Consider the following 13,093-nt stretch of genomic DNA (forward strand, 5'->3'; position numbering starts at 1 on the left):
GAGGGTCAGAACAGGCGGGACAACAGCGCGGTGACAGCCGTCTCGACCCGCAGGATACGCTCGCCCAGCTGCACCGGTTGCAGGCCGGCCTTGCCCAGCAGGTCGATCTCGTAAGGGATCCAGCCGCCTTCGGGGCCGATGGCCAGGGTCACTGGCTGGTCCAGGTTGCGCGGGCAGGGCGGATACGGGCCGGGATGGCCCACCAGGCCCAGAGTGTCGACACTCAGGGCAGGCAGGCGGTCTTCGACGAAGGGCTTGAAGCGTTTTTCGATGACCACCTCCGGCAGGATGCTATCGCGGGCCTGCTCCAGCCCCAGCACCAGTTGTTCACGGATGGCCTCGGGGTCGAGGAAGGGCGTTTGCCAGAAGCTTTTTTCCACCCGGTAGCTATTGACCAGCACCAGCCGGGGCACGCCCATGGCGGCCACGGTCTGCAACACTCGGCGCAGCATCTTCGGCCGGGGCAGGGCCAGGACCAGGGTCAGCGGCAGCTTGGCCGGCGGCGCTTGCTCCAGGGTCACTTGAAGCTCGGCTTCGGCGGCTTCCAGGCGCAGCACCCGGGCGCTGCCCATCAAGCCGCCGATACGGCCCACCCGCAGGCTGTCGCCCACCGCCACGCGGTGCACCTCCTGCATGTGGACCAGGCGCCGGTCGCGCAGCACAACACGGTCGGCCGCGATGAAGTCGGCCTCCTCGAGCAGCAGCAGGTTCACGCTTGGGTCGCTGGCGGCTGGTCGTTGTGGTCGTCGGCCGGGGTGTCGTCCGGATGCTCGCCACGCTTGCTGATCAGCCCGCCGAACAGCACGCCGATCTCGAACAGCAGCCACATGGGCACGGCCAGCAAGGTCTGGGAGAAGATGTCGGGCGGGGTGAGGATCATGCCCACCACGAAGCAACCGATGATCACGTAGGGACGGATCTTCTTCAGGTATTCCACGTTGACCACGCCGATCCATACCAGCAGCACCACGGCCACCGGGATCTCGAAGGCCACGCCGAAGGCGAAGAACAGGGTCATGACGAAATCGAGGTAGCTGGTGATGTCGGTCATCATTTCCACGCCGGCGGGGGTGGCGGCGGCGAAGAACTTGAAGATCAGCGGGAACACCAGGAAATAGGCGAACGCCATGCCCACGTAGAACAGCAGGATGCTCGACACCAGCAGCGGCACGGCGATCCGCTTCTCATGCTTGTACAGGCCTGGGGCGATGAACCCCCAGATCTGGTGCAGGATCACCGGGATCGCCAGGAACAGCGAGACCATCATGGTCAGCTTCAATGGCGTGAGGAACGGCGAGGCGACGTCGGTGGCGATCATCGTCGCGCCGGCCGGCAGGTACTGGCGCAGTGGCGTGGAGACGATGGTGTAGATCTGCTGGGTGAAGGCGAACAACCCGGCGAAGATGATGAAGATCGCCGCTACGCAGCGCAGCAGGCGGGTCCGCAGCTCGGTGAGGTGCGATACCAGCGGCATGTGTTGGTCGTTCTCTGGAATATCGCTCATGGTGCTCGCGGCGGCAAAGTAGGGTCTTGGGGAGCCTGGGGGGCGGCCGTTGCCGCTGGGGTTGCAGACTCTGCGCACGGCAGTGGTGCGGCCGGCGCCGTGGCTTCGGCGGTCGGCGCCGCTGCTGGGGTTGGCACGGGCTGTTGGGCTACCGGCTCCACGGGCGCAGGCTGTTGCTGGGGCGGGGCGAGGATTTTCCGCGCTTCCTGTTCCAGCGACAGGATGTGCTCGTTGTGCAGCTGCCGACGGATCTCGTCGGCGCCGATTTCACGTTCAACTTCCTGTTTTATCGCGTTGAAGCTGCGCTTGAGGCGCCCGACCCAGAGGCCGGCGGTGCGCGCAGCGCCGGGCAGGCGCTCGGGGCCGAGCACCAGCAGGGCCACCAGGCCCACCAGCAGCAGTTCAGAGAAGCTGATACCAAACATTAGTCAGTGCTCACGAGTCTTTGCGGGTCGGCTCTTCGACTTTCTGCGCCTGCACATCGATGGTGTGCGGCTGGTTCAGCGGCGCGCCCTGTTGTGGCTGGGCCGGCTGGGCAGCTTGTGCGGCGGGAGGAACCACGGGGTCGGCTGGCTTCTCGTCGTCGTTCATGGCCTTGCGAAAGCCCTTGATCGATTCGCCGACATCGGTGCCCAGGTTCTTGAGCTTCTTGGTGCCGAATACCAGTACCACGACCACCAGGATGACGATCCAGTGTTTCCAGTCAAAAATGCCCATGCTGCGTTTCCTCTTAGAAAAATGTTCAGGCGGACGGACGCGAGGCTTTCTCGGCGTGTCCGGACAGGCCGAAACGGCGGTCCAGCTCATCGAGCACGGCCTGGGGATGCTGCCCCAGTTGCGCGAGCATGACCAGGGTATGGAACCACAGGTCCGCGGTTTCGTAGATCACATCGCTGCAGTCGCCGCTGGTGGCGGCGTCCTTGGCGGCGATGATGGTTTCCACCGATTCTTCGCCGACTTTCTCCAGGATCTTGTTCAGGCCCTTGTGATACAGGCTGGCCACGTAGGAACTGTCGGCGGCGGCGTTCTTGCGCTCCTCCAGCACTTGGGCCAGGCGGGTGAGGGTATCGCTCATGTCAGTGTCCTGCAGAATAAATCGCGTGCGGGTCCTTGAGGACCGGTTCGACGGTTTTCCACTCGCCATCTTCATAGACGCGGTAGAAACAGCTGTGGCGGCCGGTATGGCAGGCAATGTCGCCGATCTGCTCGACCATCAGGATGATCACGTCGGCATCGCAGTCCAGGCGCATTTCATGGAGCTTCTGCACATGCCCGGACTCCTCGCCCTTGCGCCATAGCTTGCCACGCGAACGTGACCAGTAGATGGCACGCTGCTCGGCGGCGGTCAGGCTCAGTGCTTCGCGGTTCATCCAGGCCATCATCAGCACGCGCCCGGTCTTGTGATCCTGGGCGATGGCCGGCACCAGGCCATGCTCATCCCATTTGATCTGGTCCAGCCAATCTTTCATTTTCGACTCCGACAACCGGGCTCGACCCGCTGGTGGCGCCTCGGCGATTTCGACAGTTTGCCAGCAGGCCGCGCCACTGGCTATCGGCGCACGATCAGATACAGACCCACCGCGATCATGATGCCGGCGGGCCAATGCCCCAGTTCGTGCAGCGGGCCACCGGCGGCCAGGATTGCGCCGCCGCCCAGGTGAGCGGTACCCAGCAGGCGCAGGAACCAGTCGTCCTTGCGTCGCTGCCAGGGGGCAGGAGGATCGGCGGCATGGGGCTGCGACATGCGCTCGAGCAGGTCGCGGGCCATGTTGGCCAGGTGCGGCACCTGTTCGATCTGGCTGTGGATATTGCCCAGTACTGCCTTGGGGCTGACCCGCTCGCGCATCCAGCGCTCGAGGAAGGGTTGCGCGGTGTTCCACAGGTCCAGCTCCGGATACAGCTGGCGCCCCAGGCCCTCGATGTTGAGCAGGGTTTTCTGCAGCAGCACCAGTTGCGGCTGGACTTCCATGTTGAAGCGCCGGGCGGTCTGGAACAGGCGCATCAGTACTTGGCCGAAGGAAATATCCTTCAACGGTTTTTCGAAGATCGGTTCGCAGACCGTACGGATCGCCGCTTCGAACTCGTTGAGCTTGGTTTCCGCAGGGACCCAGCCCGAGTCGATGTGCAACTGGGCCACACGGCGATAGTCACGCTTGAAGAAGGCGAACAGGTTGCGCGCCAGGTAGTCCTGGTCTTGCGGGGTGAGGCTGCCGACGATGCCGCAGTCGATGGCGATGTACTGCGGGCTCCAGGGCTGCACGGTGCTGACGAAGATGTTGCCCGGGTGCATGTCGGCGTGGAAGAAGCTGTCGCGGAACACCTGGGTGAAGAAGATCTCCACGCCACGCTCGGCGAGCATCTTCATGTCGGTGCGCTGGTCGGCCAGGGTCGCGAGGTCGGTGACCTGGATCCCGTAGATGCGTTCCATCACCAGCACCTTCGGCCGGCACCAGTCCCAGTAGACCTGGGGTACGTAGAGCAGTGGCGAGCCTTCGAAGTTGCGCTTGAGCTGGCTGGCGTTGGCCGCCTCGCGCAGCAGGTCGAGCTCGTCGTAGATGGTCTTCTCGTAGTCGCTGACCACATCCACCGGGTGCAGCAGGCGGGCGTCGGCGGAGACCTTCTCCGCGGCGCGGGCGAGGATGAACAGCCACGCCAGGTCCTGGGCGATGACCGGCTTGAGCCCCGGGCGGATCACCTTGACCACCACTTCCTCGCCGGTCTTGAGCTTGGCGGCATGCACCTGGGCCACCGAGGCCGAGGCCAGGGGCTCGATGTCGAAGCGGCTGAACACATCGCTGATCTTCTTGCCCAGCTGCTCTTCGATCAGGGCCACGGACTTTTTCGAGTCGAACGGCGGCACCCGGTCCTGCAGCAGCATCAGTTCGTCGGCGATGTCTTCCGGCAGCAGGTCACGGCGGGTGGACAAGATCTGCCCGAACTTGATGAAGATCGGCCCCAGGTCCTGCAATGCCAGGCGCAGGCGTGCGCCACGGCTCAAGTCCAGCGGCTTGCGCGCAAACCAGCGCCAGGGCAGGGCGAAGCGCAAGGCCAGGAGAAACCAGGGCAGGGGCAGGGCGAACAGCAGGTCATCGAGGCGGTAGCGGATCACGACGCGCTGGATGCGCAACAGACGGCGGACGGCAAGCAGCTTCATGCGTTATCGCTTGGGTCAGGGGATCGGGAAAGGCGCTCGACACGCGCCTCTAGACGTTCCAGGTCGAGTTTGGCCTGGTCCAGTTCGCGAAAGCGCGCCTCGGCTTCATGCAGGCCCACCAGGGCCCGGGATTCTTCGGCGAGGAATTCGGCCAGGCTCTGGTTGAGGCTGGCGAATCCCTGCTGGTACCAGCGTGCGCGGCTGCGTACGTGGCCGCTGAACAGCTGGGTGGCCACCGGGCCGAGCCAGCGCGAGAGTTCGTACTCCCAGTCCAGCTCCAGGTCCTGGAGGACCGCCGCCAGGTCCAGCAGCACGCCGCTGTCGCCTTCGAGTTCCACTTGCGGGCCATGCAGGACGCCGGTCTTGTCCTTGCTCAGGGCCAGGCGCGCCAGGCTCGCCGCCGGTGCGCGCAGGATGCAGTCAGGATCGGCGGCCCACTGAGAGGCCAGCATCAGGCCTTCGTCGCTGGGCAGGATGAACAGCCGCAGCGCCGGAGCCTGGCAGTCCACGGCGATCACCTTGCCGCCCAGATGCTGCAGGCGCGGCAACGCCGTGCTGTCCAGGCGCAGCACCCGATTGATGCCGGTCTCGACGCTGGCGAGCAGGCCGCTGAGCAACATCAGGGCTTGATGCCGCGGTGCAGGGCGACGATGCCTGCGGTCATGTTGTGGTAGGTCACCCGGTCGAAGCCGGCCTCGACCATCATCGACTTCAGGGTTTCCTGGTTCGGGTGCATGCGGATCGACTCGGCCAGGTAGCGATAGCTTTCCGAGTCGTTGGTGATCAGCTTGCCGGCCAGGGGCATGAAGGCGAACGAATAGGCGTCGTAGACCTTGGACATCAGCGTGTTGGTCGGCTTGGAGAACTCCAGCACCAGCAGCCGGCCACCGGGCTTGAGTACCCGCAGCATCGAGCGCAGGGCGTCTTCCTTGTGGGTCACGTTGCGCAGGCCGAAGGCGATGGTCACGCAGTCGAAATGGTTGTCCGGGAAGGGCAGTTTTTCCGCGTCGGCCTGGACGAACTCGACGTTGCCCGCCACGCCCAGGTCCAGCAAGCGGTCACGGCCGACCTTGAGCATGGATTCGTTGATGTCCGCCAGGACGACTTGGCCGGTAGGGCCCACCAGGTGGGAAAACCGCTTGGTCAGGTCGCCGGTGCCGCCGGCGATGTCCAGCACGCGGTTGCCGGGGCGAACGCCCGACAGCTCGATGGTGAAGCGCTTCCACAGGCGGTGCATGCCACCGGACAGCACATCGTTCATCAGGTCGTACTTGGCCGCCACCGAGTGGAACACCTCGGCGACTTTTACCGCTTTCTGGCTCTCGGGAACGTTCTTGAAGCCGAAGTGAGTGGTGGGTTCGGCATCGCTGCCTTTGCGCTGGTCAGTCATATCGCTGTCACCAAAAGAGAATGCGGGACATTCTAATGCCGGTGGCGGTCTTTGTCTTGGCAAGGCTGAATGTAAGATAGCCATACGCCGGGACGTTTTGACGCACATAGGGTCAAGATGTTTCAGGCAAGTCCCGAAACAGCAGGAGTCCTTAGATGGCCCGTATTAGTGTTGAACGTGCCCATGGCCTGGGTAAGCAGGTTGCCCGTGAGAAGGCCGATAAACTGGCGCAGAAACTTGCCGATCAATACGGCCTGGAACCGCACTGGGCGGGGGATACGCTGAATCTCAAGCGCTCCGGGGTCAAGGGCGCGGTGCATGTGGGCGATGAGTCGATCCGCATCGACGTGGAACTGGGCATGCTGATGTCGGCCATGAGCGGCACCATCAAGGCGGAGATCGAAAAGGCCCTGGACAAGGCCCTGGCCTGATGCCGGACCGGCACGCCGCCTGGCGGGGTTTGCCGGTGAGTCGCGGGGCACTGCAAGGGTGCTCGAGAGCGATCACCGGCAAGCCGGCCCATAACTGGGCGATCATTGTTTTATTGCATTCGTTAGGGTGCCGATTCTAATTTTTCTCTCTAGGTTGTGCCTCAAGTCCTCTTCCCGAGGACAGTTCCTCAAACCTTCTGCGCATGAGGTGCACCATGGCCAAAGTAATCCTTAAGAAAAAAGTTGATGCTCAATCGACTGCTCTGAGCGAAGTCAAATCCTATGCTCGCAAGATCTGGCTGGCGGGTCTGGGTGCCTATGCCAAAGTTGGCCAGGAAGGTAGCGATTACTTCCAGGAGTTGATCAAGGCTGGTCAATCCGTTGAAAAGAAAGGCAAAAAAGTTGTGACTGAACAACTTGAGGCGGCCAACAGTCAGATCGATAGCGTCAAAGGGGATGTCACTACTCTTAGAGGCCGGGTCGAAGTGCAACTGGATAAAGTCGAGAAGGCTTTTGATACGCGCGTCGCCAGTGCCTTGAATCGTATCGGCATTCCGTCTAAACATGACGTTGAGACACTCTCTGCTAAGCTCGATGAGCTGACCGCACTGCTCGAACGTGTCGCGCGTAAACATTAAGGAGAACGGGATGGCTGGTAAAAAGAATACTGAAAAAGAAGGCAGCTCGTGGATCGGGAAAGTCGAAGAGTACTCCCGTAAAATTTGGCTTGCTGGTTTAGGCGTGTACTCGAAAATCGACTCTGACGGCAGCAAGCTTTTCGAATCCTTGGTCAAGGATGGCGAGAAAGCCGAGAAGCTGACCAAGAGTGTGGTCGGTAAGAAAGTCGACGCAGCCAAAGACTCCGCGAACTCGGCCAAGTCGCGCATCAGCGACGTCAAGGACCGCGCGCTGGGCAAGTGGGATGAGCTGGAAGGGGCTTTCGACAAGCGCCTGAACAGCGCCATTTCGCGCCTCGGCGTACCGAGCCGCAATGAAGTGAAGGCGCTGCACGACAAGGTCGATACCCTGACCAAGCAGATCGAGAAACTCACAGGTGCCAAGGTTGCGCCGGTCGCGGCCAAGACCGCTGCCGCCAAGCCTGCGGCCAAACCCCTGGCCAAGCCAGCCGCCAAGCCGGCAGCCAAGGCCGCTGCGAAACCGGCCGCCAAGCCCGCTGCCAAGACCGCAGCTGCCAAGCCTGCGGCCAAACCGGCAGCCAAGCCTGTTGCGGCAAAACCTGCGGCCAAGACAGCCGCCAAACCTGCGGCGAAAACCGCAGCGGCCAAGCCAGCCGCCAAGCCAGCTGCGAAGCCGGCCGTGGCGAAGAAGCCCGCTGCCAAGAAGCCAGCAGCCAAGCCAGCCGTCGCCGCCAAGCCTGCAACGGCGGCCCCGGCAGCCCCGGCCAGCTCTGCGAACTCCGTCGCAGCGCCGGCTCCGGCTTCCAGCCCGGCCGCTACCTCGACCCCGGCGGCGCCCAGCAGCCAGTCCTGATTCTCTCAGGCAGACGAACACGCCCGGCCTCTAATGACCGGGCGTTTTTCATGGGCGCTCGGCATTCCGCTACGGATGCTCGTCCAGGTAGCGCAGGGCCATTTGTTCGGTGGCCAGCTTGGCGGGCGGCAGCAGGTGCGGCGCCACCAGCATCATGATCTGGTAGACCACCAGGCGCACTTCCCCTTCACGATCGAGAATCCGCTGGTAATCCAGGGAGAACAGCAAGGTCATGGTGATCTGTTCCACCAATTGACCCAGGGCCTGGGTACCGCTGACCAGTTGTCCCATGGTCTTGAGCCTTGCCAACAGCGCCGCGAGCGTGCGCTTGAGGGCGTTGAGCAGGTTACGGATGCCCTTGGCCAGCTTCGGCAGGCGGCCGGCCAGGTTGGACAGGTCCTGGAACAGGAAGCGGTAGTGGGCCAGGCGCTCGACGATCAGGTGCAGGAACAGCCAGTAGTCTTCCGGTGCCAGCTGGGCGTCGGAGGGTGGATCCAAAAGCGGTGTCAGCTCGTTCTGGAAGCGCTCGAAAAGACCGAGGACCAACGGCTCCTTGCCATGGAAGTGGTAATAGAGGTTGCCGGGGCTGATCCCCATTTCATTGGCCACCTCCATGGTGGAGACATTGGGCTCGCCCTTCTGGTTGAACAGCTGCAAGGCACATTCGAGTATCCGGTCGCGGGTCTTCATCCTGACTTCTTGTCGGTCCATTGAGGGCGCGGCGATGGCCGCCGCTGGGCAAGGGTATTTTCAGCGCACGCGCACATAGGTGCCGGGTGCGGCCTCCATCGGTGGATAGTTCTGGCTGCCGAGGGCGGTCAGGGTGTCCCGTTGCGCTCCGGAGCGTTCCTGGATCCAGGCCAGCCACTGGCTCCACCAACTGCCATCGACATGCTTGGCATCGTAGTACCAGGCCCGGGGGTCGCTGCTGAGCTTGGGGTTCTCCACGTAGTTGGCCTTGGGGTTGCCTGGCGGGTTGAGGATGCTCTGGACGTGCCCGCTGTTGGACAGCACGAAGCGGCGCTCGCCACCCAGCAGCAGGGTCGAGCGGTACACCGCGTCCCATGGGGTGATGTGGTCGTTGATCCCGGCCACGCTGAAGCTGTCCACCGTGACCTTTTGCAGGTCGATTGGCGTGCCGCATACCTCCAGGCCACCTTCGTGGCTCATCGGGTTGTGCTTGAAGAAGTCCAGCAGGTCGCCGTGCAGGGCTGCCGGTAGCCGGGTGCTGTCGTTGTTCCAATAAAGGATGTCGAAGACCGGCGGCTCCTTGCCCAGCAGGTAGTTGTTGATCCAGTAGTTCCAGATCAGGTCGTTGGGCCGCATCCAGGCGAATACCCTGGCCATGTCGCGACCATCCAGAACGCCTTGCTGGTAGGAACGGCGCTTGGCCGCTTCCAGGGTCTTCTCGTCGGCGAACAGGGTGGCCGGACTGTCCAGTTGACTGTCCAGCAGGCTCACCAGGTAGGTGGCGCTGGAGACCCGGCGCAGTTGCCGCTTGGCTTGCAGGTGGCCCTGCAGGGCGGCGATGGTCAGGCCGCCGGCGCAGGCGCCCATCAGGTTCACATCGCGACTGCCGGTGATGGAGCGAGTGACATTCATGGCCTCCTCGACGGCCTCGACATAGCTCGAGAGACCCCATTCGCGATGGCGCACATCCGGATTGCGCCAACTGACCATGAACACCTGGAGGCCGTTCTTCAAACAGTATTGGACGAAGCTGTTGGCCGGGCTGAGGTCGAAGATGTAGTACTTGTTGATCTGTGGCGGCACGATCAGCAAGGGCTTGGCGTACTGCTTCTCGCTCATGGGGCTGTACTGGATCAGCTCCAGCAGTTCGTTGCGAAACACCACCGAGCCCGGGGTGACGGCCAGGTTCCTGCCGACCTCGAAGGCGTGCTTGGTGACCTGGCTGGGCAGCCCGTTGTTGTGCAGCAGGTCGTCCACCAGGTTGCTGATGCCGCGCACCACGCTGTTGCCGCCGGTGTTGAAGATCTCCTTGACCGCCAACGGATTGAGCAGGGTGTTGGACGGCGATACCGCGTCGTTGACCAGCGAGAAGACGAAGTGCGCGCGGGCCCGGTCGTCCTCCTCCATGCCGCTGTCATCGATCCAGTCCCGTACCTGCTTCTGCCAGCTCAGGTAAGCCTGCAGGCCTCGCTTGTAGAAGGGATTGAGGCTCCAGGCCGGGTCGGCGAAACGGCTGTCCTTGGGGCTGGGCTTGTGCAGCGTCTCGCCCAGCAGCACCCGGCCCAGTTGGCTGCCCAGGGCCAGGGTATGGCGAATGCTATGCAGCGGGTTGCGCAGGCTGTGGGTAGTCAGGATGCGCAGGGTGGAGAGCAAGTCCCGCCCCCGCAGGCCCGTGATCGCGCTCTGTGCTGTGATGTAGGTCGCAGGGGCGGGCAGCGAGCCCTGTGCAGGTTTGTCTTGCATGAGTCAACACTCCTTCGTCAAACCACTAACAAGCAGACCAATTCAAGACAGATACCTTAGTCGGTCTTGGCCCTTCTTGCGCGCGGCGGTCCCGTCGATGGAAATGTTTTACTTGGTGGGGTGCGCGGGCAGCGGATGCGGGTGCATCACGGCGCGTTGTCGCTCCTCCTGGAGGAACTTCATGATGATCGGGGCGACGGCTTCGGCCCGGGTGATGAGGAACAGGTGGCCGTCATCGATGATGTGCAGCTGGGCGTTGGGGATGCGCCAGGCCAGCATGCGCATGTTGATCAGGGGGATCAGCGGGTCGTCGTCGCCGGCCAGGACCAGGGTCGGCTGGTGGATCTTGTGCAGCCAGTGGATGCTGGTCCAGCCCACTCCGGCGAACAGCTGCCAGTAGTAGCCCAGCTTGCCCGCCGAGCGTACTTTCGCCGCGTGCTCGGCCGCCAGGTGCGGGTCGCGGCGAAAGGCGCCACCGTAGATCAGCGGTGCGATTCGCATGACGTGGGAGGGCTGCACATAGCGCCGTGGGCTGGCCATCATCCACAACACCTTGGGCTTGCCGGGAACCATGAAGGCGCCGGCGGCCGTGGCGGCCAGCACCAGCTTCTTGCAGCGCTCGGGATAGTCGTAGGCGAACTGCTGGGCCAGGGCTCCCCCCCAGGACACGCCCACGGCGCTGACCTGGCCGTAGTCGAGGTAATCGAGCATCCGCGCGGTGAGCTTAGCCAGCCCCGGAAAGCGGTAGGGCCGGGCCGGGGTCGACGAGCCGCCGACGCCCGGGACATCGAAGGCGATGACCTCCAAATCCGGGTCCAGGGCCTGGACGAAAGGGAACACCAGCTCCAGGTTGGCGCCGATGCCGTTGAAGATCAGCAGCGGCGTCAAGTGCGGCTTGCCGGGGCGAACCGCAGTGCGGATGGTCTGGCCATCCAGGTCGACGGTGCGGAAGATGAAGGAATGTGGCATGCCGTAGCCCTGTGTATTGAACCGTTGGAGGCGCCGGTCCGGCGCCTTCCGGATTTCCTGAGGCCAGGCCTCGTAGCAAGAATAGGGCGTGGCGGCACCTTGGGTAGCCGCCGTGCTCGATGCCTGTTCAGCGCTCGTGCACATAGGTGCCCGGAGAAGCTTCGCCGGCCACGTATTTCTTGCTACCCAGCACGCTTGGCGCCGGCTTCAGATCCCCCGAGCGCTCTGCCTGCCAAGCCTGCCAGTACAGCCACCAGGAGTCGGTGTGCTTGACCGAGTTCTCTTGCCACTGGTCGGGGCACTCCGGGATCTCGGTGCTGGTCATGTAGCGCGCCTTGGGGTTGCCCGGCGGGTTGAGGATGCTCTGGATATGGCCGCTGCTGGACAGCACGAATTCCACATGGCCGCCGAAGAGTTGCGCCGACTTGTAGCAGGACTTCCAGGGGGTGATGTGGTCGTTGGTGCCCGCCAGGGAGAAAATGTCGGCGGTGACCTGCTTCAAGTCGATCGGCGTGCCGCACACTTCCAGGGCATTGGCCCGAGTCAGGGGGTTGTTCTTGAACATTTCGATCAGGTCGCCATGGAAGGCGGCGGGCAGGCGCGTGGTGTCGTTGTTCCAGAACAGGATGTCGAATACCGGTGGTTCGTTGCCCAGCAGGTAGTTGTTGACCCAGTAGTTCCAGATCAGGTCGTTGGGGCGCATCCAGGCGAAGACCTTGGCCATGTCCCGGCCTTCGAGGACGCCGGCCTGGTAGGAGTGGCGCTTGGCCGCCTCCAGGGTCTGCTCGTCGACGAACAGCGCCACTTGGGTATCCACGGTAGTGTCGAGCACGCTGACCAGCAGGGTCAGGGCGTTGACCTTCTTCTGCCCCAGTGCCGCGTAGTGCCCCAGCAGCGCGGTGCAGGTGATGCCGCCGGAGCAGGCACCGAGCATGTTCACGTCTTCGCTGCCAGTGATGGCGGTGACCACGTCGACCGCCTCCTTCAAGGCCTCGATGTAGGTGGACAGGCCCCATTCGCGCTGGGCCTTGGTGGGGTTGCGCCAACTGACGATGAAGGTCTGCACGTTGTTGCGCAGGCAGAAGCGCGCCAGGCTCTTGTCCGGGCTGAGGTCGAAGACGTAGAACTTGTTGATCTGTGGTGGCACCACCAGCAGCGGGCGCTCATGCACCTGCTCGGTGATCGGCCGGTACTGGATCAGCTCCAGCACATCGTTGCGGAACACCACGGCACCTTCGCTGGTGCCCAGGTTCTTGCCCACTTCGAAGGCATCCATGTTGACCTGGCTGGGCATGCCGCCGTTGTGCACCAGGTCCTTGGCCAGGTGCGACAGGCCGTCCAGCAGGCTCTTGCCGCCGGTCTCGAAGAAGCGCTTGACCGCGGCGGGGTTGGCCGCGCTGTTGGTCGGGGCCATGGCCTCGGTCAAGAGGTTGATCACGAAATGTCCACGGCTGATGTCCTGTTCGGACAGGCTGCTGTTGCCGATCCAGTCGTGGAGCTCCTTGCGCCACGCCAGGTAGGTTTGCAGGTAGCGGCGGTAGAGCGGGTTCTGGCTCCAGGCCGGATCGATGAAGCGGCGGTCGTCGCTGTCGGGCTGCAAGGAAGACTGGCCGAACATGACATTCTTCAGTTCCAGGCCGGAGGGCGCGGCGGGGTTTGCGCTGTGGGTTGGGGTTTTTATTGGCTTGGCGGGGCCCAATCGAGCCGAGGGAAGGCGGTCC

At 63.4% G+C, this 13,093-nt stretch carries 16 protein-coding genes; 3 read left to right on the forward strand and 13 right to left on the reverse strand.

Going from position 1 to position 13,093, the window contains the following annotated elements; genetic code table 11:
- Positions 1 to 5 precede the first annotated feature (5 nt).
- From ACK6AU_RS29210 to ubiE, 9 genes are all read right to left on the reverse strand, one after another.
- A complete protein-coding gene (locus ACK6AU_RS29210) occupies positions 6 to 713 on the reverse strand; it encodes a 16S rRNA (uracil(1498)-N(3))-methyltransferase (RefSeq protein ID WP_185697393.1) in 708 nt (235 codons plus the stop codon).
- Entirely contained in the window at positions 710 to 1,504 is a 795-nt protein-coding gene (gene tatC, locus ACK6AU_RS29215) for a twin-arginine translocase subunit TatC (protein WP_022639546.1), read from the reverse strand. The genes ACK6AU_RS29210 and tatC overlap by 4 nt, the downstream gene beginning before the upstream one ends.
- On the reverse strand, positions 1,501 to 1,929 hold the full coding sequence (gene tatB / locus ACK6AU_RS29220) for a Sec-independent protein translocase protein TatB (protein WP_185697394.1): 429 nt from the start codon (positions 1,927 to 1,929) through the stop codon (positions 1,501 to 1,503). Before tatB ends, tatC begins: the two co-directional genes overlap by 4 nt.
- A 10-nt stretch (positions 1,930 to 1,939) precedes the next feature.
- Positions 1,940 to 2,221: a twin-arginine translocase TatA/TatE family subunit gene (locus tag ACK6AU_RS29225; RefSeq protein ID WP_185697395.1), complete on the reverse strand. Its 282-nt coding sequence runs from the start codon at positions 2,219 to 2,221 to the stop codon at positions 1,940 to 1,942.
- 25 nt (positions 2,222 to 2,246) lie between these two features.
- The gene (locus ACK6AU_RS29230; protein ID WP_185697396.1) at positions 2,247 to 2,579 is read right to left on the reverse strand and encodes a phosphoribosyl-ATP diphosphatase; all 333 of its coding nucleotides are present in this window, start codon (positions 2,577 to 2,579) and stop codon (positions 2,247 to 2,249) included.
- Position 2,580: 1 nt separating this feature from the next.
- Positions 2,581 to 2,973, reverse strand: coding sequence for a phosphoribosyl-AMP cyclohydrolase (gene hisI, locus ACK6AU_RS29235; protein WP_022639550.1), 393 nt, complete (start codon positions 2,971 to 2,973; stop codon positions 2,581 to 2,583).
- Positions 2,974 to 3,053: 80 nt separating this feature from the next.
- On the reverse strand, positions 3,054 to 4,658 hold the full coding sequence (ubiB, locus tag ACK6AU_RS29240; RefSeq protein ID WP_185697397.1) for a ubiquinone biosynthesis regulatory protein kinase UbiB: 1,605 nt from the start codon (positions 4,656 to 4,658) through the stop codon (positions 3,054 to 3,056).
- Entirely contained in the window at positions 4,655 to 5,278 is a 624-nt protein-coding gene (locus ACK6AU_RS29245; RefSeq protein ID WP_409303098.1) for an SCP2 domain-containing protein, read from the reverse strand. The genes ubiB and ACK6AU_RS29245 overlap by 4 nt, the downstream gene beginning before the upstream one ends.
- Positions 5,278 to 6,048: a bifunctional demethylmenaquinone methyltransferase/2-methoxy-6-polyprenyl-1,4-benzoquinol methylase UbiE gene (gene ubiE, locus ACK6AU_RS29250; protein ID WP_409303100.1), complete on the reverse strand. Its 771-nt coding sequence runs from the start codon at positions 6,046 to 6,048 to the stop codon at positions 5,278 to 5,280. The genes ACK6AU_RS29245 and ubiE overlap by 1 nt, the downstream gene beginning before the upstream one ends.
- Before the next feature lie 155 nt (positions 6,049 to 6,203).
- Here ubiE and ACK6AU_RS29255 point away from each other — a divergent pair, with 155 nt between their 5' ends.
- The 3 genes from ACK6AU_RS29255 to ACK6AU_RS29265 all read left to right on the forward strand — a co-directional run bounded on the left by ACK6AU_RS29255 (position 6,204) and on the right by ACK6AU_RS29265 (position 7,970).
- Entirely contained in the window at positions 6,204 to 6,479 is a 276-nt protein-coding gene (locus ACK6AU_RS29255) for a polyhydroxyalkanoic acid system family protein (RefSeq protein WP_185697400.1), read from the forward strand.
- Between the two features lie 215 nt (positions 6,480 to 6,694).
- Positions 6,695 to 7,117, forward strand: a complete 423-nt coding sequence (locus tag ACK6AU_RS29260) for a phasin family protein (protein WP_185697401.1) — start codon at positions 6,695 to 6,697, stop codon at positions 7,115 to 7,117.
- 10 nt (positions 7,118 to 7,127) lie between these two features.
- Entirely contained in the window at positions 7,128 to 7,970 is an 843-nt protein-coding gene (locus ACK6AU_RS29265) for a phasin family protein (RefSeq protein ID WP_185697402.1), read from the forward strand.
- A gap of 69 nt (positions 7,971 to 8,039) precedes the next feature.
- Here the strand turns inward: ACK6AU_RS29265 and ACK6AU_RS29270 are convergent, their stop codons facing one another.
- The 4 genes from ACK6AU_RS29270 to phaC (ACK6AU_RS29285) form a co-directional block, all read right to left on the reverse strand.
- Positions 8,040 to 8,660, reverse strand: coding sequence for a TetR/AcrR family transcriptional regulator (locus ACK6AU_RS29270; protein WP_022639720.1), 621 nt, complete (start codon positions 8,658 to 8,660; stop codon positions 8,040 to 8,042).
- 60 nt (positions 8,661 to 8,720) lie between these two features.
- A complete protein-coding gene (gene phaC, locus ACK6AU_RS29275; protein WP_185697403.1) occupies positions 8,721 to 10,403 on the reverse strand; it encodes a class II poly(R)-hydroxyalkanoic acid synthase in 1,683 nt (560 codons plus the stop codon).
- Positions 10,404 to 10,511: 108 nt separating this feature from the next.
- Complete coding sequence (phaZ, locus tag ACK6AU_RS29280) at positions 10,512 to 11,372, reverse strand: poly(3-hydroxyalkanoate) depolymerase (protein WP_409303104.1); 861 nt, start codon at positions 11,370 to 11,372, stop codon at positions 10,512 to 10,514.
- 127 nt (positions 11,373 to 11,499) lie between these two features.
- The coding region (gene phaC, locus ACK6AU_RS29285) for a class II poly(R)-hydroxyalkanoic acid synthase (protein WP_409303106.1) at positions 11,500 to 13,093 on the reverse strand (1,594 nt) is incomplete at its 5' end.

The sequence above is a fragment of the Pseudomonas sp. KCJK8993 genome, from assembly GCF_046230915.1.
GTDB classification, from domain to species: domain Bacteria; phylum Pseudomonadota; class Gammaproteobacteria; order Pseudomonadales; family Pseudomonadaceae; genus Aquipseudomonas; species Aquipseudomonas piscis.